Here is a 26,519-nt window from a genome sequence, read left to right on the forward strand (position 1 = left end):
CCGTCCCCCTCGCCTGCCGCCCCCGCCTCTCCGCCGATGCCGAACGAGGACGCAGAGCCGTCATGGAACACCTGGACACACGAGATCTCCTGAAGCTGTACGAGTGGATGCTGCTCTCCCGCATCACGGAAGAGCGCATGACGGACTATCACAAGCACACGCCGCTGCCCGAGCTGCCGCATGCCGGCATCGGCCAGGAGGCGATCGCCGCCGGGACGGTCCTCGACCTGCGCATCGACGATCAGATCCTGCCGTCGCTGCGCACCCGCGGCGCCTTCATCTTCAAGGGGATCTCGTCGCGCACCATGATGGCCGGCGCGTTCGCCAAGGTGACGGGCGCGGCGCGCGGCAAGAACACGTCGCATCACATGGGCGATCCCAAGGTCGGGGTCGTCGCCGGGTCCGGGGTGGTCGCGGCCCATCTGCCGATCGCCGTCGGGGTCGCCCTGGCCGCCAAGCTGCAGAAGAAGGACTACGTGGCGGTCGCCTATTTCGGCGACGGCGGCAGCAATCGCGGCGACGTCCACGAGAGCATGAACATGGCCGCCGTCATGAAGCTCGGCGTCGTCTTCGTCTGCGAGAACAACGGCTACTCCATCTCGACGCCGCTCGACGTGCACTGCGCGGTCCGCGACATCGCGGTCCGGGCGCAGGGCTACGGCATGCCGGGCGTCGTCGTCGACGGCAACGACGTCCTCGCCGTGCTCGCGGCCGCGCGCGAGGCCTATGCGCGGGCGCGCGCCGGCGAGGGCCCGACGCTCATCGAATGCAAGACCTATCGGTGGCTCGGCCATTCGGAACGCGACCCGCGCGACCTGCGGCCGGCCGAGGAGATCGCGGCCTGGCGGGAGAAGTGCCCGATCAAGCGGCTCCGCGACCATCTCCTCTCCAACGGGCTCGCCGACGAGGCGACCCTGGACGACATCCGGGCCGGGGTCGCGGCGGAGGTCGACGACGCCATCGTGTTCGCCGAGCAGAGCCCGCTGCCGCCGCCCGAGGAGGCCGCCTTGCACGTCTACGCCGAACCGAGGACCGACCGATGAAGATCACCCTTCGCGAGGCCGTGCGCCAGACGCTGGCCGAGGAGATGCGCCGCGATTCCCGCGTGTTCGTGCTCGGCGAGGACGTGGCCGCCTACGGCGGGACCCTGCAGGTGACGGCGGGCCTGTTCGACGAGTTCGGTCCCGATCGCGTCTTCGACACGCCGCTCTCCGAGGTCGTCATCACGGGCGCGGCGATCGGCTCCGCCATGATGGGGATGCGTCCCGTCCTCGAGATCATGTTCGCCGACTTCATCCCGCTGGCCTTCGACCAGATCCTGAACAACGCCGCGAAGATGTGCTACGCCTACGACGGCGAGATGAGCGTGCCGATGGTCCTGCGGGCGCCGTTCGGCGGCGGCATGCGGTCCGGCATGCATCATTGCCAGAATCTCGAAGCCATGTTCGCCCATGTCCCGGGCATCAAGGTGGTGATGCCCACCACGCCCGAGGACGCCAAGGGCCTCCTGCTCGCCGCGATCCGCGATCCCAACCCGGTCATCTATCTCGAGCACAAGATGCTCTACGGGGCGCGCGGCGAGGTGCCGGACGGCGACCACGTCACGCCGATCGGCAAGGCGGCGATCCGGCGCGAGGGTCGCGACCTGACCATCGTCGCGTGCGGCGCCCTGGTCGGCAAGGCGCTGCAGGCCGCCAAGGAGCTGGAGAAGACGGGCGTGGAGGCGGAGGTCGTGGACCTGCGCACGATCAGCCCGCTGGACAAGGACACGATCCTCGACTCCGTGATCAAGACGAGCCGCCTGCTCGTCGCCCACGAAGCCTGCAAGACCGGTGGCATCGGGGCCGAGATCGCCGCGATCGTCGCCGAGCACGCCATCGACGCCCTCGACGCACCGATCGAGCGCGTCGCCGCCCCCGACTGCCCGGTGCCGTTCAGCGCCTCGCTCGAGGACGCGTTCCTGCCCCAGCCGGCGCAGATCGTGGCCCAGGCGAAGCGCATGCTCGGCCGACGCTTCGCCTGAGGAACGACGGAGCATCGGTGGCGGATGGTCGAATGAATTGATAGCCGTGTCATTCAGCATCAGAGGTTCGTCATGATCGTGAAGTCTGCCGTGCGCTGCGCTTTCGGTCTCGTCGCGCTCGCCCTGTCGTTCACCGCCGGCGTCGCGCCGGTTTCGGCTCAGGACTACCCGCAGCGTGCCGTGACGCTGGTGGTGCCGTTCGCGGCGGGCGGGACGACCGACTCGATCGGGCGCCTGTACGCCCACTACATGGGGGCCGTTCTCGGCCAGTCGGTCATCATCGACAACCGGCCCGGCGCCGGCAGCACGGTCGGCGCCACCGCCGTGGCCCGGTCCGCGCCCGACGGCTACACCCTGCTGCTGGGCGCCATCAGCACGCATGCGATCGCGCTCGCGATCTACGACAAGGTGAGCTACGACCCCGACAAGGACTTCATCCCGATCGCCCATGTGGCGAGCGTGCCGAACGTCCTGGTGGTCAGCCCCAAGCGCGTCAAGGCGACGACGGTCCAGCAGTTCGTCGAGGACGCCAAGAAGTCCGGCACCGCCCTCAACATGGCGTCGTCCGGCGCCGGCACCTCCATCCACCTCTCCGGCGAGATGTTCAAGGTCGGGGCGAAGGTGGACATGGTGCATGTTCCCTATCGGGGCGCCGGGCCGGCCCTCAACGACATGATCGCCGGCAACGTCGATCTCATGTTCGACAACCTGCCGTCGTGCCTGCCGCACATCCAGGCCGGGCTGCTGCGGCCGCTCGCGGTCACCTCGAGCAAGCGCCTCGACAGCCTGCCGAACGTGCCGACCGTGGACGAGACCGTCATCCCGGGCTTCGAGGCCGGCTCGTGGTTCGTCGTGTTCGCGCCGGCCAACACCCCGGCCGACGTGGTGAACCGTCTGAAGGCGGCGACCGCGAAGGTGATCGAGAATCCCGAATTCCGGGCCCGCACCATCGCGCTCGGGGCGACGCCCCAGCTGATGACCGGCGAGGAGCTCGAGCGTTTCCTCCACCAGGAGCGCAAGAAGTGGGCCGAGGTGGTGCGCATCTCCGGCGCCAAGGCGCAGTGAGCCGGCGCTCTCCGGGCCCGTCACGGCGGATCCGCTCCGCCTGACGGTGCCCCCGACGGCCGGCCGGACGGGTTTCCGTCCGGCTCGGCCGCGCTCCTGACGATCCCGCAGCCGGAGCCCGGCGGCCGGCGTCCCCCCACCCCCGTTCAGGCTCGGCCGATCGGCCCCGGCGGTGCCGGTCGGCCGCATGACAGGACTTCACCCGTGTCCGACACCACCTTCGACGTCATCATCATCGGCTCCGGCCCGGGCGGCTACGTCACGGCGATCCGGGCGGCGCAGCTCGGCTTCAGGACGGCGATCGTCGAGAAGTCGCATCTCGGCGGCATCTGCCTGAACTGGGGCTGCATCCCGACCAAGGCGCTGCTGCGCTCGGCCGAGATCTACCACCACATGCAGCACCCCGAGGCCTACGGCCTGAAGGCCGACAATGTGAGCTTCGATCCGGCCGCCGTGGTGAAGCGCTCGCGCGGCGTGTCGAAGCGCCTCGCCGACGGCGTCGGTTTCCTGATGAAGAAGAACAAGGTCTCGGTGATCTGGGGCGCCGCGACCCTCGACGCGCCCGGCAAGATCACGGTGGCCGCCGCGAAGACCGAGGCGCCGAAGGGCGCGCTCGGCCCGGGCAGCTACCAGGCGAAGCACATCATCCTGGCGACCGGCGCGCGGCCGCGCGTGCTGCCGGGCCTGGAGCCGGACGGCAAGCTGGTGTGGACCTATTTCGAGGCGATGGTCCCCGAGAAGATGCCGAAGTCGCTCCTCGTCGTCGGCTCGGGCGCGATCGGCATCGAGTTCGCCTCGTTCTACCGCACCATGGGGGCCGAGGTGACGGTGGTCGAGGTGCTGCCGCAGATCCTCCCCGTCGAGGACGCCGAGATCGCGGCGTTCGCGCGCAAGCAGTTCGAGAAGCAGGGCTTCAGGATCCTCACCGGCGCGAAGGTGACCAGGCTCGACAAGCAGGCCGACAGCGTCACCGCCACCATCGACGACGGCAAGGGCGGCACCCAGACGCTCACGGTCGACCGGGTGATCTCCGCGGTCGGCGTCGTCGGCAACGTGGAAAATCTCGGGCTGGAGAAGCTCGGCGTGAAGATCGAGCGCGGCGTCGTCGTCACCGACGGCCTCGGCAGGACCAACGTGCCGGGCCTCTACGCGATCGGCGACCTCGCCGGCCCGCCGATGCTGGCCCACAAGGCCGAGCACGAGGGCGTCATCTGCACCGAGGCGATCAAGGGCCTGCACCCGCATCCGCTCGACAAGGCGAAGATCCCCGGCTGCACCTACTGCACGCCGCAGATCGCCTCGGTCGGCCTGACGGAGGCCAAGGCGAAAGAGCAGGGGCGCGACATCCGGGTCGGCCGCTTCCCGTTCGCCGGCAACGGCAAGGCGATCGCGCTCGGCGAGGACCAGGGCCTCGTCAAGGTGATCTTCGACAAGAAGACCGGCCAGCTTCTCGGCGCCCACATGGTCGGCGCCGAGGTGACCGAGCTGATCCAGGGCTACGTCGTCGCGATGAATCTTGAGACGACCGAGGAAGAGCTGATGCACACGGTCTTCCCGCATCCGACCTTGTCTGAGATGATGAAGGAAGCCGTGCTCGACGCCTATGGGCGCGTGCTCAACGCCTGACGCCGGGGAGACGGTCGGCCGGCGGCGCGCCTGCGACTCGCATCCGTCGCGGCTCGAGGCCGGCGCCCCGAAGGCCTTCCGGCGACCGGTCGAGGCCGCCGGCACCCGAGCCCCCTCGCCCGGCGAACCGCCGCGAGACGCGCCCGCCCGGGCGCCGCCCCGGTGAAGCAACTCGTTGAAATTTTTGAAGAAGTCGTCTTCTGGTGCCGGCTGAGGGATTCGAACCCCCGACCCCCTGATTACAAATCAGGTGCTCTACCAGCTGAGCTAAGCCGGCGCGCCGACGATTCGGCGGCGGTCGCGGCGCGGATTCGGCCGCACGGGCGGCCCGGCCGCCCGGCGACCTCGCGCTCTATACCAAAGCGCGCTGCGCGACGCCACGTCGGCCGAGGCCGGACGCGCCACCGGCGACCGGCGGCCACCCCGCCGGCGGCCAAAGCGATGTCCGCGGGCGAAGGGCGCGACGACTGTGTCAATCCGCCGCTCCGAAGTATTCGTCAGGATCAGTTGACGTTCGTCACAAGGACGACATCCCTTCTCTACTCGGCTCGTCTTCGGTTCCGCTCGAGGAACCCGGATCATGCTCTGTCGTTCGACGATCATGGATGCGAGCGCGGCGGTGATGCGCCGCCGCGCGTCGCGTTCGCCACGGAGACGCCGCATGCGAGACTTCGCCCGCCGTTACGGGACCGCCCTCGTCGAGACCATCACGCGCAACCCGGTTCGCAGCAACGCGGTCGAACGCATGAACAGCCTGGTCGGCGCCACCTTCGCGGTGCTGTTCGCCGGCCTGGCGGCGACGACCGTCGTCGAGGCGGGGTCCTGGCTGGCGCAGGCGCTCTGCCTTCCGCTCGCCGCCGTCACGGCGATGCTGACGCTGCTGATCGTTCTCGAGCTCGCCGCCGCGATCCGTCGGGTGACCTGAGACGTCGGGCCGCGGCCTTCGGGCAGCGCCCGGCTCGCCCGGCCGCTTTCGCCCGACCTCGATTTCTGCGACCCTTCGAGCCGGCCGGCGGACTGCCGCCCGCAGTCACCGTCGCCGCATGGGCTTTGTCGTCGTCGTCCCGCCGGGCTCTCGCAGGGCGCTGCACGGAACGATAGTGCGCCACGGGGTGTTGCACACCGGCAACCATCCACTCGACGGGTTTCATGTCCATCACGTCTCTCGGCTCCTCGTCCTCCCGCACGCGCATGTCCGGCGGCAGGCCGACACCGACCCGCCCTGCCCCGCGGTTCGGGCCGCAGCTCGATCGGGGCGGCGTGCGATTCCGCCTGTGGGCTCCCCGTCACGACCGCATCGACGTCGACCTGCCGGAGACGAGCCGCCGGATCGCCATGACGCCCGGTGCGGACGGCTGGCACGAGGCGTTCGTCGCCGACGCCGGCCCCGGGACGCGCTACCGCTTCCTGCTGCCCGACGGTCTCGCGGTGCCGGACCCCGGATCCCGCTTCCAGCCCGACGACGTGCACGGGCCGAGCGAGGTGATCGATCCCGATGCCTATGCGTGGACGACGGCCGGCTGGCACGGCCGGCCGTGGCACGAGGCCGTGGTCTACGAGCTGCATGTCGGCACCTTCACGCCCGAGGGGACGTTCCGGGCCGCGATCGAGAAGCTGGACCATCTCGTCGATCTCGGCGTCACGGCGATCGAGCTGATGCCGGTCGCCGACTTCCCGGGCCGGCGGAACTGGGGCTACGACGGCGTGCTGCCGTTCGCCCCCGACGCCGGCTACGGGCGGCCCGAGGATCTCAAGGCGCTGATCGACGCCGCGCACGGCCGCGACCTGATGGTGCTGCTCGACGTCGTCTACAATCACTTCGGGCCGGACGGAAACTACCTCGCCGCCTATGCGCCGATCTTCACCGAGCGGCACCACACGCCGTGGGGCGCAGCCGTCAACTTCGACAGCGACGGGGCCGACATGGTGCGGGCCCTGGTGATCGAGAACGCGCTCCACTGGATCGACGAGTTCCGTTTCGACGGGCTGCGGCTCGACGCCGTGCACGCGATCCTGGACGACAGCGACGAGCATGTCCTCCACGCGATCGCCGCCGCGGCCCGCACCGCGGCGCCCGAGCGCCACGTGCACCTGATCCTCGAGAACGAGGAGAACGAGGCGCATCTGCTGGCCCGCGACGCCGACGGCGGCGCGTCGCTCTACACGGCGCAGTGGAACGACGACGTCCATCACGTCCTGCACTGCGCCGCGAGCGGCGAGTGCGCCGGCTATTACGCCGACTACGCCGGCGACACCGACAAGCTCGGCCGCGCGCTGGCCGAGGGCTTCGCGTTCCAGGGCGAGGAGATGCCGTATCGCGGCTCGCCGCGCGGCGAGCCGTCGGCGGATCTGCCGACCACCGCCTTCGTGTCCTTCGTCCAGAACCACGACCAGGTCGGCAACCGCGCCTTCGGCGACCGCATCACGGCGTTCGCGCCGGCCGCGGCGGTGCGCGCGGTCACCGCCGTCTATCTGCTCCTCCCTCAGGTGCCGATGCTGTTCATGGGCGAGGAATGGGCCGCGACGGAACCCTTCCCGTTCTTCTGCGACTTCACCGAGCCGCTGGCGAGCGCGGTGCGCGAGGGACGCCGCGCCGAGTTCGCCCGCTTTCCCGAGTTCCACGATCCCGCCCAGCGCGACCGCATCCCCGATCCGACGCTCGCCGAGACCTTCCTGTCGGCGAAGCTCGACTGGAGCGCCCTCGCGCAGCCGGAGCACGCCGGCTGGCTCGCCGTCTATCGCGACCTCCTCGCCGTGCGGCATCGCGAGATCGTGCCGCGGCTCGCCGGAGCGGGCGCCGGGCGATGGACCGTCCTCGGTCCGGGGACCGTCGCGGTCGACTGGATGCTGCGCGACGGCACGCTGCGGCTGGTCGCCAATCTCGCATCCGGCCCGCGCGCGGAGATCGGCCTTCCGGCCGGCCGGCGCCTGTGGACCGAGGGGACGGTCGGCCCGCAGGGCCTCGGTCCGTGGAGCGTGGTGTGGGCGATCGACGACGGCACCGCCCCATAACGGTGCCATGACACCTTCACCGGATCCGACGTGATCACGATCGCGGCGCGGCGTGGAACGCTTCCCGCCGTCGCACGTTGACCCGCGACCTTCACGCCCCCGCGGCCACGGAACCGCATGCCGAGACCCGCACGAAGCGGGCCGCGCCGCCGGATCGGGCCGTCGCACCGGCTGCGGACGCAGCCGACACGTTTCGTAACGACACCGCAGCCCTCGACGCCCGCGACCGACGGTCCGCGGCGCCGCGACCGACAGGATCGTCATGACGAAGCTCCGCATCATCCCGGCCCTGACCCGAACCCGCCCGGACCGTCCGGCGCCGCGCGCCGCCGCCCCGGCCGCGGGGTCCTTCACGGTCGGCCTCGAGGAGGAGTTCTTCCTCGTCGAGGCGCACAGCCTGGCCGTGCCGGCGCAGGTGCCGGAGGCCTTCTTCGCCCGCGCCGCGGCCGCCACCGGCGGCCGCGCCAAGCCGGAATTCCTGAAGGCCCAGATCGAGATCGTCAGCGGCGTGCACGACGATCTCGGGGCGGCCCGCCGCGAGCTCGCCGAGCTGCGCGACTCCGTCGCCGAGATCGCCGGCGAGCACGGGCTGGCGGTCCTGGCGGCCGGCACGCATCCCACCGCCGACTGGCGGCGCGACGCGCAGCAGACCGAGGCACCGCGCTACGACCGGGTGATGGACCAGCTCCAGATGATCGGCCGCCGCGACATGCTGTGCGGCCTGCACGTGCACGTCGCCCTGCCGGACCCGGCCCGGCGGGTCGAGCTGATGGGCCGCATGCTGCCGTGGCTGCCGCTGCTCCTGGCGCTGTCGGCCTCGTCGCCGTTCTGGGCCGGCATCCGCACCGGCCTCAAGGCCTACCGGCTCTCCGCCTACAGCGAGCTGCCGCGCACCGGCCTGCCGGTCGCCTTCGCCGACGAGGCCGAGTACCGCGCCTATGTCGAGGCGATGGCGCGGGCCGGCGCGATCCCCGACGCCTCCTATCTGTGGTGGGCGATGCGCCCCTCCGAGAGCCATCCGACGCTGGAGCTGCGCGCGCCCGACGCCTGCCCGCGGCTCGACGACGCGATCGCCATCGCGGCGCTGTACCGGGTGCTGGCGCGCCGGCTGTATCGCACCGCGCCGGAGGGCGGCGACAGCCCGGCTCTCGCCGCCGCCTTCGCGGCCGAGAATCTCTGGCGGGCGCAGCGCTACGGCGTGCAGACGAGCTTCGTGACCCGCGACGGACCGGAGCCGGTCGCGGCGCTGCTCGAACGGCTCCTGCACGAGACGGCCGAGGACGCCGAGATCCTCGGCTGCACGGCCGAGCTCGCCCGGTGCAGCCGCATCGTCGCCGACGGCACATCGGCGGACGCGCAGCTCGCCGTCTACGAGCGGCACGCGGAGATCGCCGGCCATCGCGAGGCGCTGCGGGCGGTCTCCCGTGCCCTGGTCGAGGAGACGCGGTCCGGCCGGCGCGGCCCGGCCGAGATCCTGCCGGCCGTCTCCGCCTGCTCGATCCAGCCCGGCGGGACGCCCCTGCCCGTCCCCGGCGGCTGAACCCGCCGGCGTGACCGGCGCCGGCACACGCGGCGCGTTCTGCGAATCTCCGTGCTGGGTTAGAAGCTCGGCGAGTTCTCCCGTCGCCGCCGGCCGGAGCCCGCATGAGCGTCGCCGCCCTGACCAATTTCGACGTCGCCCAGTTCGCCAACACCCTGGTGAGCCTGACCACCGCCTTCGTGCTCGGCACCGCGATCGGGGCCGAGCGCCAGTGGCGCCAGCGCACCGCCGGTCTGCGCACCGCGGCGCTGGTCGCGGTCGGCGCCGCCGCCTTCGTCGACATCGGGATGCGGCTGAACGGCACCGCCGCGGCCGTGCACGTGCTGGCCTATGTGGTGTCCGGCGTCGGTTTCCTGGGCGCCGGCGTGATCATGAAGGAAGGCCTCAACATCCGCGGCCTCAACACCGCCGCGACCCTGTGGGGATCCGCGGCGGCCGGCGGCGCGGCGGGCGCCGACCTGATCGGCGAGGCGGTGGTCATCGCGGTGTTCGTGCTGATGGCCAACACGGCCCTGCGGCCGCTGGTCGACCGGATCAACCGCCAGCCGCTCGACGAGGCGACCACCGAGGCCACCTACGAGCTGAGGATCACGGTGTCGCCCGAGGAGATGCCGGTGGTGCGGGGCGCCCTGCTCGACCGGCTCGACGCCAAGAGCTACGCGGTGCGCGGCACCGCGGTGGCGGAGCAGACCGAGGACTCGCTCGAGCTCGCCGTGACGCTGGCCGGCTCGTCGGCACGGCCGGGCGAGCTCGACGAGATCGTCGACGCGATCGGCACCCTGCCCGGCGTCGATCACGCGTCGTGGGCGATGCGGACGGCCGACTGACCCGGCCCTTCACCCGGCGGCGGCGGACGGAGCGGTCGGGCTCGCGTCGATCTCCGCCGTCAGCGGCACCCGGATCTCGAAAGCCGCGCCCGTGGTGCCCGGCAGCGCCCGCAGAACCCCGCCGAGCTGGTCGAGCGCGCTCGTCGCCATGCGCAGGCCGAGGCCGCGACCGCGGCCGATCTCGAAGCCCTCGGGCAGCCCGCGGCCGTTGTCCGACACCCGGATGACCAGCGCGCCGTCGTCGCGCCCACAGCGCACCCGCACGGTCGGCCGGGCGCTGCCCGCATGGGTGAGCGCGTTGGTGACGAGCTCCGTGGTGGCGAAGATCAGCGGAACGGCGAGATCGCTGCGCAGCCGCACCTCGGTGGTGCCGACGATCTCCATGTCGGCCGGGCGGCCGGCGATGCCGACCAGGTCGCCGACCAGCTGACGCAGCGTGGCGCCGATCTCGATCGTGCCGAAGTCGGCGCTGCGGTGAAGCTGGTCGTGAATGCGGGAGATCGCCCCGACGCGCTGCTCGAGCGCCGTGATGCGGCGGCGCGCGCTTTCGTCCTCGACCTCGCGGGCGCAGGTCCAGATCAGGCCGGCGACCGTCTGCAGGGTGTCGCGCGTGCGCTGATGGATCTCGGACAGCAGCAGAATGTTGTGCCGGTTGGCGTCGCGCAGCGCCTGCTCCGAGGCGACCTCGCGGCTGATGTCGCGCACGATGGCGGCGACTCCGATCCAGGTGCCGTCGGCGAGGCGCACCGGCCCGGTGGCGACGGCGACGTCGATCCGGCGCCCGTCACGGGTGATGCAGACGGCGGCGAACTGCGCGCTGTCGCGGGCGAGCAGCCGGCGCGCCCCGCCGGCGTCGGGCTCGCCGTCGGCGCCGAACAGCACGCCGGCGGGCCGGCCGACGATGTCGGCGGCGGCATAGCCGAACAGGCGCTCGGCCCCGGTGTTCCAGTCCTCGACGATGCCGGCGCGGTCGAAGCCGATGATCGCGTCGGTGCTGTTGGTGACGATCGAGGCGAGCCGGGCGGCGGCGGCGGCGTTGCTCTCGGCCCGGCGGCGGGCGCGCTCGTAGAGGCCGGCGGCCCACAGCACCAGAATGCACAGGATCGCATAGGCGATCAGATTGCCCGCATCCCTGAAGCTCGGGACCGCGAGCACGAAGTACGGCTCGACGAACGCCCACTGGCTCACGACGCCGCCCAGGATCGCGGCGAGCAGGCCGGCGCCGAGGCCGCCGGCGAGCGCCGCGACGACGACGGCCGGCAGCATCGCGGTGAAGGACAAATCGGTCGAAAGAACTAGCCCGAGCAGTACACGCAGGCCCGCCGCGACCGTGACCGACGCGGCGGCGACGAAGACCGCCCAGGCGACGGCCGACCCGGCATTCCGTAAACGTCGTGACGGCATCGACGACCTCGCGCCACGTCTGGAAGCAGCACGACGTCCTAACACGACACCATCGTGCCAGACGATGGCCGGCGATCAAAAACCTCAGCTGTCGCGAAACAGCTCCGCGACGAGACGCGCGGGACGCGCCTCGACCTGGAGCTGATCGAACCGGCACTGATGCGGCGCCTTGTCGGGACGCCAGCGGAGCAGCGTCGTGCCGTGCCGGAAGCGGTCGCCCGTCACCTGATCATATCCGACCTCGGCGATCAGCTCCGGCCGCAGCGGCTGCCAGGCCTCGACCTCGCCGTTGCTCCACCGGCTCGGGCCGGGGCTGCGGCCGGTGAAGCCGGGCGGCGCGATCAGGGCCTCCAGCCGCGACGTCAGCGCCGTCCGCTCGTCGCGCGGCAGCGAGGCGGTGAAGCCGACGTGATCGAGCCGGCCGGCGGCGTCGTACAGGCCGAGCAGCAGCGAGCCGACGATCCGGCCTCCCGTCGCGTAGCGGAAGCCGCCGACCACGCAGTCGGCGGTCCGGCGCCGCTTGACCTTCAGCATCGCCCGCTCGCCCGGCCGGTAGCCGTCGTCGAGACGCTTGGCGACGACGCCGTCGAGCGCGCCGCCGGCGCGGGCGAGCCACGCCTCCGCCTCGTCGCGATCCCGGGTCGCTGGCGACAGCCGCAGCGCCGGCCCGGCCTGCGCCGCGAAGAACGCCTCGAGCCGGGCGCGGCGCTCGGCGAGCGGACGATCGAGCAGGCTCTCCCCGCCCGGCCCGACCGGCATGTCGAACAGCACCAGACGCGCCGGCGTCTCGGCGGCGAGCTTGCGGACGCGGCTCGCGGCCGGGTGCAGGCGCATCTGCAGCGCATTGAAGGACAGGCTGTCGCCCTGCGGGATCACCAGCTCGCCGTCGAGCACGACCCGGCGCGCGGCGAGCGGCGCGAGGGCCGTGACCATCTCGGGGAAATAGCGGCCGAGCGGCTTGCCGGAGCGCGCCCGCAGGTCGACGGCTCCGTCGTCGACGACTCCGCAGAAGGCGAGGCAGCGGAAGCCGTCCCATTTCGGCTCGTACTGCCAGCCGGGCTCGTCCGGCAGTGCCGCGACCGCCTTCGCCTCCATCGGCCGGAGCGCGTCGGGCGAAACCGAGGCACCGGCGGGTGACGCCGGCCCGGCCGGCGCCGGAACGGCCGGTGCCCGGACGGCATCGGCCGCCCGTCGTCTGCTGCGGCTCACGCCGCGGTCTCCGCGTGCGGGCATTGCGGTCCTGTCTGATCGACTGTCGACGGGACTCAACGGGAGGCATCACGCCACGTTCCGCCGGCCCGTCATGGCGACGGCGACGGCGCGACGGCCGACGGCGGGACCCCCGACATGGAAACGGCGCCCGCGGGCCTGTGCTGCCCGCGCGCGCCGCTCGTGGCACGCGTCACGGTCGGGCGCGGGCGGTGCCCGCGCGCCGGTCTACTGCGGGGTCGCCTCGCTGCCGAAGGCGAGCACCGGAATGTCGGCGGCCATCGGACCGCGGAAATCGTCGGGACGCGGATCGTCGTTGAGCGCGACCGTCAGGTCCGCTGCCCCCTGGCCCTCGAAGGCGGCCTGGATGGTCGCGGCGTCGGCGGTCGGGCAGGTCCAGCTCTCGCCGGTCGGCGCCGCCGCCATCCAGCGCTGATCGATGAGCTGGCGCACGTCCAGCGTCTCGGCGTTCGCGGCACCGATGCCGAGACCGGCCAGCGTGAGCAGAAGGGTCAGGGTCTTCATGGTCCACCTCCCGTGCATAGGCGCCGCCGTCGGGCCCTGTGGCCGGACGGGATCGGCGTGGGTCCGCGAGAACACTGCGGCCGGTCGAGAACGCGAGGGAAGACGGCGTGTCCCCCTCGGACCGGGCCGAACTCCCGACTACAACTGCGGAGAGCGCGGCCGGTTCCGTCGGACGTCAAGATTATCGAAAGAGGTCGGCCGGACGGGCGGCACCGCCACGGCAGGCCTCAGGCTCGCGCGCGGTCGGCACGTGGCGGCCGCTCAGAAGCTCGCCTGCCCGCCGGAGAGATCGAACACGGCGCCGCTGTTGTAGCTGCAGGCGTCCGAGCACAGCCAAGCGACCAGCTCGGCGAACTCGGCGACGTCGCCGAGGCGCTTCATCGGGCTGCGCGCCACCATGGCCTCGACCACGGCCGGCGCCATGGCGCGGACGAACTCGGTGTCGATCCCGGCCGGGGCGATGCAGTTGGCCCGCACCGGCGTGTCGGCGAGCTCGCGGCCGAGCGCCTTGGTGAAGGCGACGATGCCGGCGCTGGCCGCCGAGAAGGCGGCGAGCCCGGCGCGGCCCTCCTTGGCGGCCAGCGAGGCGACCGTGACGATGCGGCCGCGGCCGGCCCGCCGCATGTGCGGCACCACGGCGCGACACACCTGGAAGACGCCGGTGAGCGTCACGTCGATCACCTGGCGCCATTCGGATTCGGTCACCGCCTCGACCGGCCGGCGGGTGCCGCCATAGCCTGCGGCGAGCACCAGCATGTCGATGCCGCCGGCCGCCACGGCCCGGGCGGTCGCGGCGGCGACCTGGTGGGCCGAGGTGACGTCGACGCCGACCGGGACGATGCCCTCGACCGGCACCGGGTCGACGTCCCATGCCTCCACGGTGGCCCCGGCGGCGCGCAGCCGCTCGGCGACGCCGCGTCCGAGACCGCGCGCCCCGCCCGTGATCACGGCCCGGCGGCCGGAGAAGTCGTACGAGACCGTCATGGCGCCCCCGCTGGCCGGCGCCGCCCGAGCGGCGGCCCGGCATGCGGTGACATCCTACGGTCGGCGGGCGAGCGTGAACACGCCCCGCATGTCGCCGGCCTTGAAGCCGGTGGCGGTGTCCTCGGGATAGAGCTGCTTCAGGGCGGCGGCGACGTCGGGCTTCAGCGTGGCGCCGTGGCAGGCGAGGCAGGGCTCGCCGGTCGGAATCGCCTTGACGAAGCGGAACAGCGGCCCCTCCGCGGTCTCCACGGTGGCGCTGCGCATCTGGGCGGCGACCGCCTCGCCCTGGGCGATGCGGGCCGCGAAGTCCGCCATGGCGGCGCGCTCGAAGTCGTCGGGGGCGGAGGCCGGATTGCGCGGCTTCAGGCTGGTGCGGGCGATCCGCCAGCCGGTGCGCTGCGACTGCTCGGCGGCGATCGCCGGGGCCTGCTCCTTGCAGAACCCGATGGCGCCGACCAGGCCGGAGGTCTCGATGGCGCCCTTCACGGCGCCGAGCAGCGTCGCGCCGTAGTCGGCCGCGACCCTGCCGGCCTCGGCGGCGAGCCGCGTCTCGCGCGCCGCCCGCTCGCGCTCGGCCGCCAGGAACAACGCGACGGCCGCGACCGCCGCCGCCGCGACCACGAGGGCTCTCACCGTGACGACCATCCGCGCCTCCGTCTCGCCGGAGGGTTGTCGTCCGGCCCAGCAGGCAGCATGGCGCGAAGCCGGGCCCCGGTCTGTGACGGAGTCACCGGCCGCATCGGGCGCGGTGGCCAGGTGCGGCCCGGCGCGGACGGGCGGACCGGCTCAGGCGGCGCCGGCGTCGCGCATCGGCGCCTCCGCCTCGGCGGCGTAGCGGTCCGACGCCTCGCGAAGGATGCGGGCCACCGGGCGCGCGCCGAGCGTGCGGGCGAGATCGCGGGCGGCGAGGTCGAGCAGCACGGCGCTGCCGTCGCCGATCCCGTGTGCCTCGGCCTCGGCCGCGAGCCGCGCCACCCCGTCGCGCCAGAACGCGTCGGTGCGGGCTCGTTCGGCCGCCAGGATGTCGGCGATCGGCGCGCCGCCCGAGGCCGGGACCACCGGCACCGGATCGGCCGGCACGGCGGCGAGCTGGACGGCCCGGGCCACCGGTGCGTTGCGCTTCGGCGTGCCGCGCGGCGGCGCCCACTGGTCGGGGAAGCGGCCCTCCCGCATCGCCTCGGCGGCGGCCTTGCTGCGGCGGATGTCGGCCCGCAGGCCGACCAGCCCCACCACCATGGCCACCAGCGCGGCGCCGAGCACCAGGGCGTTGCCGCCGTCGCCGCGGATGAACATCAGGCCCTGAATGGCGACGAGCGCCGCGCCGAAGGCGGAGGCGCCGACGGTGAAGAAGAAGGAGATCAAGCGGATCATCTGGTCGTCCCATCGCGCCGTCGCCGGCGCAGGATCCTGCCGGCGGGCACCGGGATCCTCGCGCTTCCGGCCGCCGGGTTGTCAAGCTGGGAATGATCCGAGATGTCGCGCCAGCTTGACACCCGCGACCCGGCGGCCCCGGCCGGGCTCGCTGCACGCGGGCTGCCCGGGGTGGCGGCCGGGATTTCGCCAAACTGCTGCCGCCTTGGCGGCGTCAGTCGGCCCCGACGGGCGGGAGAGATCTTTCATGCGATACGTGCTTGCGACCTTGATGTGCCTGGCGACCGCCACGGCCGCTTCGGCCCAGTCGTCCGGCGGCGCCCCCGGCCTGCCCGGCGTCGGCGAGCGGCCGCCGCCCGACATCCGCGCGATCAACCGGCCCGGCACCGATCCGGTCCGCCAGTCGGCGCCCGCCTGGGACGCCAACCGCGACGGCGTGTTCACCTGCGACGAGTGGAAACAGTACGCCACCCGGATCTTCAACACCGCCGACCTCAACCGCGACGGCTATGTCGACGGCAAGGAGTTCGACGGCATCCGCCGCGCCGACCCGTCGTTCAAGAACGCCGAGTTCGGCTACTTCGACGACAACCGCGACGGCCGCATCGCCCGCGCCGAGTTCATCGAGCGCAAGAGCCCGCTGTTCGCCCGCTTCGACCACAACGGCGACTGCCGGGTCACGGCCGAGGAGCTGCGCGGCGAGGGCCGCGGCCGCGGGAGCGGCGGCGGACCGAGCATGCGGCCCAGCCTCGGCGGCGGCGGCATGGGCGGCAGCATCGGCGTTCCGTTCTGACCGCCGGAGCGGTCGACGCCGCGCCGCTTGCCGGGACGGCCGGCGCCTGTGCTACCAGAGGGCCGCGCCGCCGGTGCGGCCCTCTTCGCATGCCCTTACCCCGATCGAGTTCACCCCCATGACCAGTGCCCTGTTCACCCCCCTCGAGATCGCCGGCCGGACCTTCGACAACCGGATCGTCGTCGCGCCCATGTGCCAGTACAGCGGCGACGACGGCTGCGCCTCCGACTGGCACATGACGCATCTCGGCATGCTGGCGAACTCGGGCGCCGGCCTGGTCGTCGTCGAGGCCACCCATGTGGAGCGGCGCGGCCGCATCACCCATGGCTGCCTCGGCCTGTACTCCGACGCCTGCGAGGCGGCGCTCGCCCGCGTCGTCGCCCACTGCCGGCGGATCGGCACCGCCCGACTCGGCGTCCAGCTCGCCCATGCCGGCCGGAAGGCGTCGTCGCAGCGGCCCTGGGAGGGCGGCAAGGCGCTCGGTGCCGACCAGGACGCCTGGCCGACCGAGGCCGCCTCGCCGCTGCCCTTCGGGCCGGGCTGGCACGTCCCCCAGGCGATGACCGAGGACGACATGGAGCGGGTCGTCGCCGCCTTCGCCCAGGCAGCGACGCGGGCGGTGCGGATCGGCTTCGACGCGGTCGAGCTGCACGCCGCCCACGGCTACCTGGTCCACGCCTTCCTGTCGGCGGTCTCCAACCGGCGCACCGACGCCTATGGCGGCTCGCGCGAGAACCGCATGCGGTTTCCGCTCGCGATCGCCCAGGCGGTGCGGGCGAGCGTACCGCGCGACGTGGCGCTCGGCGCCCGCATCACCGGCAGCGACTGGCTCGACGGCGGCATCGACATCGACGAGGCGATCGTCTTCGCCCGTGCCCTGAAGGACATCGGCTACGACTATGTGGACGTCTCCTCGGGCGGCCTCACCGCCGACGCGCGCAACCCGACCACGCCCGGCTACAACGTGCCGCTCGCCGAGGCGGTGCGCCACGCGACCGGCCTGACCACCCGGGCGGTCGGCTTGATCGTCGATCCGAAGCAGGCGGACGCGATCGTCGCCGAGGGCAAGGCCGACATGGTGGCGCTCGCCCGCGCCATGTTGGACGATCCGCACTGGGGCTGGCACGCCGCCCGCGCGCTGGGCGCCGAGACCCGCCGCCCGCCCCAGTATCTCCGCGCCGGTCCGAGCCTGTGGGCCCCGGCGGCACGCGGCTGAGCCCGCGCGACCGGCGACGCGGGCGCGCCGGGTAGCTATTCGCAACCCGGGGCGGCTATGCTGTCGGGATGCCGCACCAGCCGCCGCCCGACCCGCTCCGCCGCGCCCTCCTGGGCGGGCTCGCCGGCGTCGCCGGCCTGACGATCGCCGGAGCGCCCGCCGCCGCCCAGCCGCGCCCCCCCAGAGCCGCCGGGGGCGGACCGGTTTCCGCCTTCGGCGTCGACGCGGCGACGCTCGGGCTGCGCCCCGGCAGCCCCGACGACCAGACCTTCGTGCTCCAGCGCGCCCTCGACCGGACGGCCGCGACCGGCGCGCCGCTGGCGCTGCCGCCCGGCGTCTACAGGGTCGGCGGCGTGCGGCTGCCCGACGGCGCCCGGCTGGTCGGGACGCCCGGCGCGGTGAAGCTCGTGTTTCTCGGCGGCGCCTCGCTGCTCTCCGCCGACCGGGTCGGGCGCGTCGCGCTCGACGGCCTGGTGCTCGACGGCAACGGCCGGCCGCTGCCGGAGAACCGCGCCCTCCTCCATTGCGAGCGGGTCGACGCGCTCGCCGTGACCGACTGCACGATCGCCGGCGCCGACGGCACCGCGGCCTATCTCTACGCCTGCGCCGGCACGGTCGCCGACACCCGCATCGCCGATGCCGGCGACGTCGCGATCCAGGCCCGCGACAGCCGCGGTCTGGTGATCGCCCGCAACGTGATCGCCGGCGCCGGCAACGCCGGCATCCAGGTGCTGCGCTTCGAAGCCGGCGAGGACGGCACGCTGGTGGTCGACAACCGCCTCACCGGGATCCGCAACCGGTCCGGCGGCACCGGCCAGTTCGGCAACGCCATCAACGTGTTCCGGGCCAACGGCGTGATCGTGCGCGGCAACCGCATCGCCGACTGCGCCTTTTCCGGTGTGCGCGGCAACTCCGCCTCCAATCTGCAGATCGTCGGCAACACGGTCACCCGGGTCGGCGAGACGGCGCTCTATTCCGAGTTCGAGTTCGAGGCCGCCGTGATCGCCGGCAACATCGTCGACGGCGCCCAGATGGGCGTCTCGGTGGCCAACTACGCCAGCGGCGGACGGGTCGCCGTCGTCCAGGGCAACATCCTGCGCAACCTCGCCCCCGGCCCGGTCAATCCGGACCCCGAGTTCCTGCTCGGGGTGGGCATCTCGGTCGAGGCCGACACGGCCGTCACCGGCAACGTGGTCGAGCGGGCGACGGCGGTCGGCATCGCGGCCGGCTGGGGGCGCTACCTGCGCGACGTCGCCCTCACCGGCAACGTGGTGCGCGAGTGCGGCATCGGCATCGGCGTGACCGTGGTGCCGGGCGCCCGCAGCACCCTCGTCGCCAACAACGTGATCTCGGGCAGCCGGCGCGGCGCCATCCTGGGGCTCGACCACAAGGTTCCGGTGACCGAAGATCTGGCGGCCGGCGGCGCCGAGCGTTATCCGCATCTCTCAGTAAGTGGTAATAAGGTTTCGTGAGCCCGCCGGACCGCCGGCTCGTCGTGGCAACGCGACGAAAAACTGCATTGCAGCAAGCACCTGATACTAGCCCGCTGCGACGATCGAGAGCAGATTTCCGCGTTCACCAGTGATTTCTTGCTGGCACAATCCCCGGCTCATCTGTTAGACTAAAGTCCAAGCTGCAGTCGAACATCGCCTCGGCTGGCAGTCTTCCAAAAAAATGGCAACGCTACGGGGGATTTCGGTCGTCGCCTCAGGCGCCGGGCCGGAATCCGTACTGTGTCCGTGCGGCACCCTCGAGCCGCGATACGGATGCCGGTGCCGTGGCCGCGCCACCGCCGGCGGTCGACAGGGAGGAAGATCATGATGAACAGCGGCGGCCTCGAGGTGCGGGGGCCCGAGAGGCCACTCTTCGGAAAGCAGCACTGCCCGCGATGCTCCTATCTGCTCGTCGCGCCCGACGAGTCCCACCACATCGCCGACCGCGTCGTGCGGCACATGTGGACCTGCGAGGCCTGCGGAACCGGGTTCAGCACCTGGGTCAAGTTCCAGCCGGAGCTCGGCGAGTTGCACTGCGTTCCGCAGTGCGCCGAAGCGGCCTGACGGCAGGCCACGCCACACGACGATCGACGTCGGTCCGGCAGGCCGCCCGGCCTGCCGCGGCGTCGCATCGCGCCATTCGGCCCTCCGCGCCATTCGCTCCCGATCGTCCGTGCATCCTGTTCGCGTGCCTGTCGCGCAGCGCCTCTCCCGGGGTGTGCCCGTCCCGGGCCGTCCCCGTCCCGCGGCGAGCCCGTTGGTGCGACCGAGGGCATGATGGTCGCGTGCCCGGGGCATGACATCGACGCGAAAGCGATGCAACCCGAGAGAAACGTGTCGACGCGTCGCGCATCGGGATGCGGCGGCGAGCCCGGCAGGCTCATTCCGCTGAGCGGAACGGTCGGGCCGCCGCCCCGTCGCCGCGGGGCAGCCGCGGCGCCGCGCACGGCGCCGGGCCTTCCGGTCGGCGACATCGGCGCTCCATGTCCTCGCGCTACGCCGCGGTATTGCCGAACGCCGTAAAACCCGGCTAACTCCACGGCCCCGATCAAGAGCCCGGCCGCCGCCGACCGTCGGCCGGGCCATCGCACAGGACCGCCGATGTTCTCGCACCTGATGACCACCCGACGGTTCGCGCCCCTGTTCTGGTGCCAGTTCTTCAGTGCCTTCAACGACAACTTCCTCAAGAACTCGCTGGTCTTCCTGATCCTCTACCGGATGACGGGCTCCAACTCGGAGGCCCTGATCACGCTCGCCGGCGCCACCCTGATCTTCCCGTTCTTCGTGCTGTCGGCGATCGGCGGCGAGATCGCCGACCGCTACGACAAGGCGATCGTGGCGCGCTGGCTGAAGCTCGCCGAGATCCCGGTGGCGCTGTTCGCCGTGCTGGGCTTCTGGCTGCACTCGATCGCGCTGCTGTTCGTCGCGCTGTTCCTGGTCGGGGTGATCGCGGCGCTGTTCGGGCCGATCAAGTACGGCATCCTGCCCGACCATCTGGAGCGCTCCGAGCTGCCCGCCGGCAACGCGCTGGTCGAGGCCGCGACCTTCCTGGCGATCCTGCTCGGCACCATCGTGGGCGGCCTCGCCGCCAAGGACGGCGGCGACCCGGCCTCCTTCGCCGGCCTGATGATGGTGGTCGCCATCCTGTGCTGGCTCGCCGCGCTGCTGATCCCGCGCACCGGCCAGGGCGCGCCGACCCTGCGGATCGATCCCAACATCGTCCGCTCGACCACCCGCCTGATGGGCGAGCTGAGGGCCGACCGGCGGCTGTGGTGGGCCGCCCTGGTGGTGAGCTGGTTCTGGCTCACCGGCGCCATCGCGCTCTCCCTGATGCCGCCGCTGATCAAGACCACGCTCGGCGCCGCCGAGGAGGTGATCACGGTCTATCTCGCGGTGTTCTCGATCGGCATCGCGGCCGGCTCGGCGCTCGCCGCCTGGCTCGCCTCGGGCCGCATCGTGCTCTTGCCGACCGTGCTGGGCGCGGCGCTGCTCGGCATCCTGTGCATCGACCTCGGATGGTGGATGTCGGGCGTCGCGAGCCCGGTGACGGGGCGCGGCATCGGCGAGGTGCTCGGCTCGGTGCGCGGCCTGCATGTCGGCTTCGACCTGTTCGGCATGGCGGTCGCCGGCGGCCTGTTCATCGTGCCGGCCTTCTCGGCCATGCAGGCCTGGGCCGGGCCCGACCACCGCGCCCGGGTGATCGCCGCCAACAACGTGCTCAACGCCGCCTTCATGGTGGCGGCCGGCCTGTTCGTCGCGCTGCTGCAGCTCGCCGGGCTGGCGCCGTCGATGCTGTTCATCCTGCTCGGCGCCGCCAATCTCGTGGTCGGCTGGGCGATCTTCAAGACGCTGCCGACCAACCCGGTGCGCGACTTCCTCTCCACCGTGTTCCGCGCCTTCTTCCGGGCCGAGGTGCACGGGCTCGAGAACCTCGAGAAGGCCGGGTCGAACGCCATCATCGCGCTCAACCATGTCAGCTTCCTGGACGCGCCCTTCGCGCTCTCGGTGCTGCCCAAGGACCCGGTGTTCGCGATCGACTGCCACATCGCCGAGCGCTGGTGGGTGAAGCCGTTCCTGCGCTTCACCCGCGCCATGCCGATCGACCCGACCAATCCGTGGGGCACCCGCCAGCTCATCCACGCCGTGCAGGGCGGCGAGAGCCTGATCATCTTCCCCGAGGGCCGCATCACGGTCACCGGGAGCCTGATGAAGATCTACGACGGCGCCGGGCTGATCGCCGACAAGTCGGGCGCCATGGTGCTGCCGGTGCGCATCAAGGGGCTGGAGCAGACGCCGTTCTCGCGGCTGAAGGACCACCAGGTCCGCCGCCGCTGGTTCCCGAAGATCTCGCTGACCATCCTGCCGCCGGTCCGGATCTCGGTGCCCGAGGAGCTGCGCGGAAAGAAGCGGCGCGTCGCCGCCGGCGCGGCGCTCTACCGGGTGATGTCGGACCTCATCTTCCGCACCACCGAGATGGACGTGACGGTGCCCGAGGCGATGGTGCACGCCGCCCAGTTCCACGGCATGGGCCGCATCGCCATCGAGGATCCGGTGTCGGGCGCCCTCTCCTACAAGCGGATGCTGGTCGGCGCCGCCGTGCTGGGCCGCAAGCTGAGCGCCTATGCGGGTCCGGGCGAGTATATCGGCGTGCTGCTGCCCAACGCCAACGGCGCCGCCGTGACGCTGCTCGGCCTGATGTGGGCGGGCCGCGTGCCGGCGATCCTCAACTTCTCGGCCGGGCCGACCAACATCAGGGCGGCCTGCAAGGCGGCCGGCCTGACCACCGTGGTGACGTCGCGCACCTTCATCGAGAAGGGGCGGCTCGGCCCGGTGATCGCGGCGCTCAAGCCCGACTACCGCATCGTCTGGCTGGAGGACGTGCGGCCGACCGTGACGACGCTCGACAAGCTCCGCGGCCTGCGCGAGTTCCAGAAGCCGATGGTCGCCCGCCAGCCGACCGATCCGGCCGCGGTGCTGTTCACGTCCGGCTCGGAGGGCGTGCCGAAGGGCGTCGTGCTGTCGCACCGCAACGTGCTGTCCAACGCCGCCCAGGCCAAGGCGATCGTCGACTTCGGCTACTCGGACAAGCTGTTCAACGTGCTGCCGGTGTTCCACGCCTTCGGCCTGACGGCGGGGTTCATCCTGCCGCTGGTCAACGGCGTGCACGTCTATCTCTATCCCTCGCCCCTGCACTACCGGCTGGTGCCCGAGCTGGTCTACGCGACCAACGCGACCATCATGTTCGGCACCGACACCTTCCTCAACGGCTACGCCCGCACCGCCAATCCCTACGACCTGCGGTCGCTGCGCTACATCTTCGCCGGCGCCGAGGCGGTGAAGGAGGCGACCCGCAAGACCTACATGGAGAAGTTCGGCGTGCGCATCCTCGAGGGCTACGGCGTCACCGAGGCGGCGCCCGTGATCGCCCTCAACACGCCGATGTTCAACAAGTTCGGCACGGTCGGCCGGTTGTTCCCGGGCATCGAGGCGCGGCTCGACGCGGTCCCTGGCGTCGACGAGGGCGGCCGGCTGTTCATCCGCGGCCCCAACGTGATGGTCGGGTATCTCAAGGTCGACAATCCCGGCGTGATCGAGCCGCCGCACGAGGGCTGGCACGACACCGGCGACATCGTCGCCATCGACGCCGACGGCTACGTGACGATCAAGGGCCGGGCCAAGCGCTTCGCCAAGGTCGGCGGCGAGATGATCTCGCTCGCCGCGGTGGAAACGATCGCGTCCGACCTGTGGCCGGACGCCCTGCACGCGGTCGCCACCGTGCCGGACGCCCGCAAGGGCGAGAAGCTGATCATGCTGACCACCCAGAAGGGCGCCAGCCGGTCCGACTTCATCGCCTTCGCCCGCAGGCGCGGCGCCTCCGAGATGCTGATCCCGGCCGAGATCGTCCATGTCGAGACGATGCCTCTGCTCGGCTCCGGCAAGGTCGACAACCTCGCCGTCGTCCAGATGGTGCGCGAGCGCGCCAAGCTGGAGGGCGTGGCATAGCGGCACGACGAGCCGCGTCGCCGACCCTTCCCCCTAGCGGGAGAGGGTCGGGCGCGCACGACGTGCGCGGCCGGGGTGAGGGGGGCCGCCGCGGGCTCGGAGCTTGCGGACCGCCCCCTCACCCGTCTCGGACCTTCGGTCCGAGCCACCCTCTCCCGCGAGGGGAGAGGGAAGCAAGGCAGAGCGGCGAGGCCGCCTGACCGAGCAGCCGTCCGCGGTCAGAAATTCGCCCCGGCCCGCACCAGGAAGGTGCGGCCGGCGAGCGGATAGGCGTTGTAGATCCCGATCGTCGAGGCCGAGGCGATCGCGTAGTCGAAATAATCCTCGTCGAACAGGTTCTGCACGGCGACCGACCAGAAGTAACGGTCCCACTCGCCGCCCAGCTTGACGTCGACCAGCACCACCGACGGGATCAGCGGCTGACGGTTGGCCGAGTCGTTGTCCATGCGGCGCGAGCCGACGTAGCGGACGTCGCCGTTGAACACGAGGCGCTTGTCGAGGATCGACCAGACGACGCCGGCGCTCGCGGTGTTGCGCGACACCAGCGGCACGTCGTTGCCGGCGTAGTCGCCCTCGCGGAACACGGCGCGCGTGTAGGCGACGCCGGCCTTGAGCTTGACCGCCTCGTTGAGCTGGAACGTCGCCATCGCCTCGGTGCCGTAGCGCCGGGTCGGATCGAGATTGATGTTGGTGAAGGTGGCCGGGCTGTAGAAGATCTCGTTGTCGAGATACATGTCGTAGACGCTCCACTGCATCCACAGCGGGCCGGCGGACACGCGGATCCCGCCCTCGTAGTCGTAGGAGGTCTGGGTCTCCAGGTCGAAGTTCCCCACCGCGTAGTAGGGCGAGCTGCCGACCCGCTCGTCGACGTTCGGCACCCGGAAGCTCTGGGCCGTGCGTCCGAACAGGGTCAGCATCGTGTTGAACCGGTGCTCGAAGCCGAGATGATAGGCGTGGTTGGTCTGCGTCTGGTCGAGCGGGCTCGCCTGCGGCCGGTCGTTGGCGTAGCAGCCCCACACCGGGTCGCAGACATAGTAGCCGGGCGCCGCGGTGTTCAGGCTGTCGGTCGCGGTGACGCGGGTCCGCTGCACGCGCCCGCCGAAGGACAGGTCGGTGCTCGGCAGCACCGTGACGGTGTTCATCGCGTAGGCGGCGAGCGAGGTCTGCGCGAGATCGTAGGTGTGGATCGGCGCGGCGCCTTCGAAGTAGCTCCGCGGCGACCCGTAGTCCGTGTAGTAGTAGTCGACCCCGATGGTCGCCTTCCACGGCACGCCGAGCACGCTGGTGTCGACGCGCAGGCGCGGCGTCACCGACGAGGTGACCAGCGTCGAGTCGATGTAGCTGGTCGGCGTGCGCGCGCATCCCGGGACGGAGACGTTGGACGTGTAGTCGAAGCAGGAGACGAAGAAGCCCGCCTGCTGCTTCCTGGCCCGCACGCCGCCGTCGAGGATCAGCTCGATCCCCGGCAGCAGATCGTAGGTCAGGCCGGCCGTGGCGCTCGCCTGCTGCTGGTTGCCGTAGTCGTAGGGCGTGTCGGTGCCGCGCCGGTCGGTGCCGAGCTGGTTGACGCCGTTCCACGGGTCGACGCGGCGGGCGCCCGGATAGCCGAGATGCTGGTCGCTGCCCGTCGCGGTGAGATAGAAGCTCCCCCACTCCCGCGTGTAGCGATAGTCGGCGACGGCGTTGGTCTGGTGATAGGCGTTGTTGTCGCGATAGCCGTCGGAGCGGACGGCGTTGCCGTACAGCGCGAGCGCGTGCGCGCCGCTCGCCATCGTCGCCGACGCGCGGCCCTCGACCTGCCCGTAGGAGCCGAACGCCGTCTCGACCCGGGCGCTCGGCGTCGCCCCCGCCCCGGCCTTGGTGACGATGTTGATGACGCCGCCGACCGCGCCGTCGCCGTACAGCACCGCGCCGCTGTTGCCGCGCGTGACCTCGATCCGCTCGATGCTGTTGAGCGGGATCGAGCCCCAGTCGAAGCCCTGCTGGTCGGGGACGTCGACGCGGCGGCCGTTGACGAGCACCAGGGTGTTCGACATGCCGGTGGCGCCGAAGCCGCGCAGGTCGACCGTGGACCGCGCGCCGTTCACGCCGCCGTACATGTTGCTAACCTGGACGCCCGGCACGCGCGAGAGGATTCCGGGAATGGTCTGCTCGGGCGACCGCTCGATCTCCTCGGCCGTGACGACCGTGGTCGACGCTCCGGCGATGCCGCCGGAGCCGCCGTCGAGACGCGTCGCGGTGACGTAGAGGTCGGGCAGCGTCGCCTCGGTCGTGGTCGCCTGCTGGGCGAGCGCGGCGCCGCAGAGCAGCGCGCTGCTGCCGATCAGTGCGCTGCTGCCCAGCAGCATTCCGAGGCCGGCGGCGCGGGCCGCCCTAGGGGTGTATCGGTCGAGACGAATCATTCCGGTCGTCCTTCGCTGAAGCGTCATGCGGTTGGTGCTGCATGAGCCGACGCGAAGAACGCCCGAGCGGCCGGACGGGCCGTTCGACGTGCTGCTGCTCGAAGAGACGTACGCGCATTGCGGTCCCCGCGCCGGTCACGGTGTCACCGCTGCGAAAGACCGCTCCGTATGGGGCTTCCCGCCCACCGGTTGGGTGACCGTGCCGGCAGGTCTCCTGGCTCGCGGGTCGTCGCTGCATCCGGCCTTCCCGGTTTCCCAGTGGCCGTGTCGGATGCGGCTCGCCGCTCACAGTTGCGGGACCAGCCACGGCTTCGCGGCCGGAGCCGCGTCCCGTGTTCCCTCTTTCCTCTCCGCGGTCGCCCGCGGAGAACCAGCACGGCGTCACATTCGGGCGCACGCCCCCCGAGCGTCAAGCGTACAGCTCCCGACCCGGACGCATTAGGCGGGCAGGTGTTGCCCGCCGTACACACCCCGAGGCCGACCGTCGAGCGGGGCCGGCCGAAGCCGCCCCCTCCTCCGCTCATCC

Annotated in this window: 20 protein-coding genes, 1 tRNA gene and 1 riboswitch; of the genes, 13 read left to right on the forward strand and 8 right to left on the reverse strand. The window is 72.0% G+C overall.

The window, feature by feature from the left end; all coding sequences use genetic code 11:
* Positions 1-62: 62 nt before the first annotated feature.
* From J2S22_RS10145 to lpdA, 4 genes are all read left to right on the forward strand, one after another.
* Complete coding sequence (locus J2S22_RS10145) at positions 63-1,043, forward strand: thiamine pyrophosphate-dependent dehydrogenase E1 component subunit alpha (RefSeq protein WP_272779715.1); 981 nt, start codon at positions 63-65, stop codon at positions 1,041-1,043.
* A complete protein-coding gene (locus J2S22_RS10150; protein WP_272779716.1) occupies positions 1,040-2,023 on the forward strand; it encodes an alpha-ketoacid dehydrogenase subunit beta in 984 nt (327 codons plus the stop codon). The genes J2S22_RS10145 and J2S22_RS10150 overlap by 4 nt, the downstream gene beginning before the upstream one ends.
* 72 nt (positions 2,024-2,095) lie before the next feature.
* Positions 2,096-3,088, forward strand: coding sequence for a Bug family tripartite tricarboxylate transporter substrate binding protein (locus J2S22_RS10155; protein WP_272779717.1), 993 nt, complete (start codon positions 2,096-2,098; stop codon positions 3,086-3,088).
* Between the two features lie 204 nt (positions 3,089-3,292).
* Positions 3,293-4,714 carry a dihydrolipoyl dehydrogenase gene (lpdA, locus tag J2S22_RS10160; protein ID WP_307155823.1) on the forward strand — a complete coding sequence of 474 codons (1,422 nt, stop codon included), beginning with the start codon at positions 3,293-3,295 and terminating at the stop codon, positions 4,712-4,714.
* A gap of 201 nt (positions 4,715-4,915) precedes the next feature.
* On the opposite strand, the gene J2S22_RS10165 is transcribed toward lpdA, so the two are convergent.
* A tRNA-Thr gene (locus tag J2S22_RS10165) sits at positions 4,916-4,991 on the reverse strand.
* A 384-nt stretch (positions 4,992-5,375) separates the two neighbouring features.
* Here J2S22_RS10165 and J2S22_RS10170 point away from each other — a divergent pair.
* The 4 genes from J2S22_RS10170 to J2S22_RS10185 all read left to right on the forward strand — a co-directional run bounded on the left by J2S22_RS10170 (position 5,376) and on the right by J2S22_RS10185 (position 10,093).
* The gene (locus J2S22_RS10170; protein WP_272780865.1) at positions 5,376-5,639 is read left to right on the forward strand and encodes a hypothetical protein; all 264 of its coding nucleotides are present in this window, start codon (positions 5,376-5,378) and stop codon (positions 5,637-5,639) included.
* Positions 5,640-5,905: 266 nt separating this feature from the next.
* Positions 5,906-7,726, forward strand: a complete 1,821-nt coding sequence (treZ, locus tag J2S22_RS10175) for a malto-oligosyltrehalose trehalohydrolase (RefSeq protein ID WP_284701359.1) — start codon at positions 5,906-5,908, stop codon at positions 7,724-7,726.
* Positions 7,727-7,988: 262 nt separating this feature from the next.
* On the forward strand, positions 7,989-9,266 hold the full coding sequence (locus tag J2S22_RS10180) for a carboxylate-amine ligase (RefSeq protein ID WP_272840507.1): 1,278 nt from the start codon (positions 7,989-7,991) through the stop codon (positions 9,264-9,266).
* A 104-nt stretch (positions 9,267-9,370) separates the two neighbouring features.
* A complete protein-coding gene (locus J2S22_RS10185) occupies positions 9,371-10,093 on the forward strand; it encodes an MgtC/SapB family protein (protein ID WP_272779021.1) in 723 nt (240 codons plus the stop codon).
* A gap of 9 nt (positions 10,094-10,102) precedes the next feature.
* On the opposite strand, the gene J2S22_RS10190 is transcribed toward J2S22_RS10185, so the two are convergent.
* The 6 genes from J2S22_RS10190 to J2S22_RS10215 form a co-directional block, all read right to left on the reverse strand.
* Positions 10,103-11,497 carry a sensor histidine kinase gene (locus tag J2S22_RS10190; protein ID WP_272779020.1) on the reverse strand — a complete coding sequence of 465 codons (1,395 nt, stop codon included), beginning with the start codon at positions 11,495-11,497 and terminating at the stop codon, positions 10,103-10,105.
* Between the two features lie 84 nt (positions 11,498-11,581).
* On the reverse strand, positions 11,582-12,592 hold the full coding sequence (locus J2S22_RS10195; RefSeq protein WP_272779019.1) for an ATP-dependent DNA ligase: 1,011 nt from the start codon (positions 12,590-12,592) through the stop codon (positions 11,582-11,584).
* 342 nt (positions 12,593-12,934) lie between these two features.
* The gene (locus J2S22_RS10200; RefSeq protein WP_272779018.1) at positions 12,935-13,231 is read right to left on the reverse strand and encodes a hypothetical protein; all 297 of its coding nucleotides are present in this window, start codon (positions 13,229-13,231) and stop codon (positions 12,935-12,937) included.
* Between the two features lie 261 nt (positions 13,232-13,492).
* A complete protein-coding gene (locus tag J2S22_RS10205; protein WP_272779017.1) occupies positions 13,493-14,215 on the reverse strand; it encodes an SDR family oxidoreductase in 723 nt (240 codons plus the stop codon).
* 54 nt (positions 14,216-14,269) lie between these two features.
* Positions 14,270-14,860, reverse strand: a complete 591-nt coding sequence (locus J2S22_RS10210; protein ID WP_272779016.1) for a Tll0287-like domain-containing protein — start codon at positions 14,858-14,860, stop codon at positions 14,270-14,272.
* Between the two features lie 141 nt (positions 14,861-15,001).
* Complete coding sequence (locus J2S22_RS10215; RefSeq protein ID WP_272779015.1) at positions 15,002-15,586, reverse strand: hypothetical protein; 585 nt, start codon at positions 15,584-15,586, stop codon at positions 15,002-15,004.
* A 247-nt stretch (positions 15,587-15,833) separates the two neighbouring features.
* Between J2S22_RS10215 and J2S22_RS10220 the strand changes: the two genes are divergently transcribed.
* From J2S22_RS10220 to J2S22_RS10240, 5 genes are all read left to right on the forward strand, one after another.
* The gene (locus J2S22_RS10220) at positions 15,834-16,379 is read left to right on the forward strand and encodes an EF-hand domain-containing protein (RefSeq protein WP_272779014.1); all 546 of its coding nucleotides are present in this window, start codon (positions 15,834-15,836) and stop codon (positions 16,377-16,379) included.
* A 118-nt stretch (positions 16,380-16,497) separates the two neighbouring features.
* A complete protein-coding gene (locus J2S22_RS10225) occupies positions 16,498-17,595 on the forward strand; it encodes an NADH:flavin oxidoreductase/NADH oxidase (RefSeq protein ID WP_272779013.1) in 1,098 nt (365 codons plus the stop codon).
* Positions 17,596-17,663: 68 nt separating this feature from the next.
* Complete coding sequence (locus tag J2S22_RS10230; protein ID WP_272779012.1) at positions 17,664-19,067, forward strand: TIGR03808 family TAT-translocated repetitive protein; 1,404 nt, start codon at positions 17,664-17,666, stop codon at positions 19,065-19,067.
* Positions 19,068-19,412: 345 nt separating this feature from the next.
* Entirely contained in the window at positions 19,413-19,652 is a 240-nt protein-coding gene (locus tag J2S22_RS10235) for a hypothetical protein (protein WP_272779011.1), read from the forward strand.
* A 537-nt stretch (positions 19,653-20,189) separates the two neighbouring features.
* On the forward strand, positions 20,190-23,591 hold the full coding sequence (locus tag J2S22_RS10240) for an acyl-[ACP]--phospholipid O-acyltransferase (protein WP_272779010.1): 3,402 nt from the start codon (positions 20,190-20,192) through the stop codon (positions 23,589-23,591).
* Between the two features lie 218 nt (positions 23,592-23,809).
* On the opposite strand, the gene J2S22_RS10245 is transcribed toward J2S22_RS10240, so the two are convergent.
* Complete coding sequence (locus J2S22_RS10245) at positions 23,810-25,993, reverse strand: TonB-dependent receptor (protein WP_272779009.1); 2,184 nt, start codon at positions 25,991-25,993, stop codon at positions 23,810-23,812.
* 187 nt (positions 25,994-26,180) lie between these two features.
* A riboswitch (cobalamin riboswitch) is annotated at positions 26,181-26,383 on the reverse strand.
* Positions 26,384-26,519: the final 136 nt, after the last annotated feature.

This window comes from Rhodoplanes tepidamans, assembly GCF_030813915.1.
Lineage (GTDB): Bacteria > Pseudomonadota > Alphaproteobacteria > Rhizobiales > Xanthobacteraceae > Rhodoplanes > Rhodoplanes tepidamans.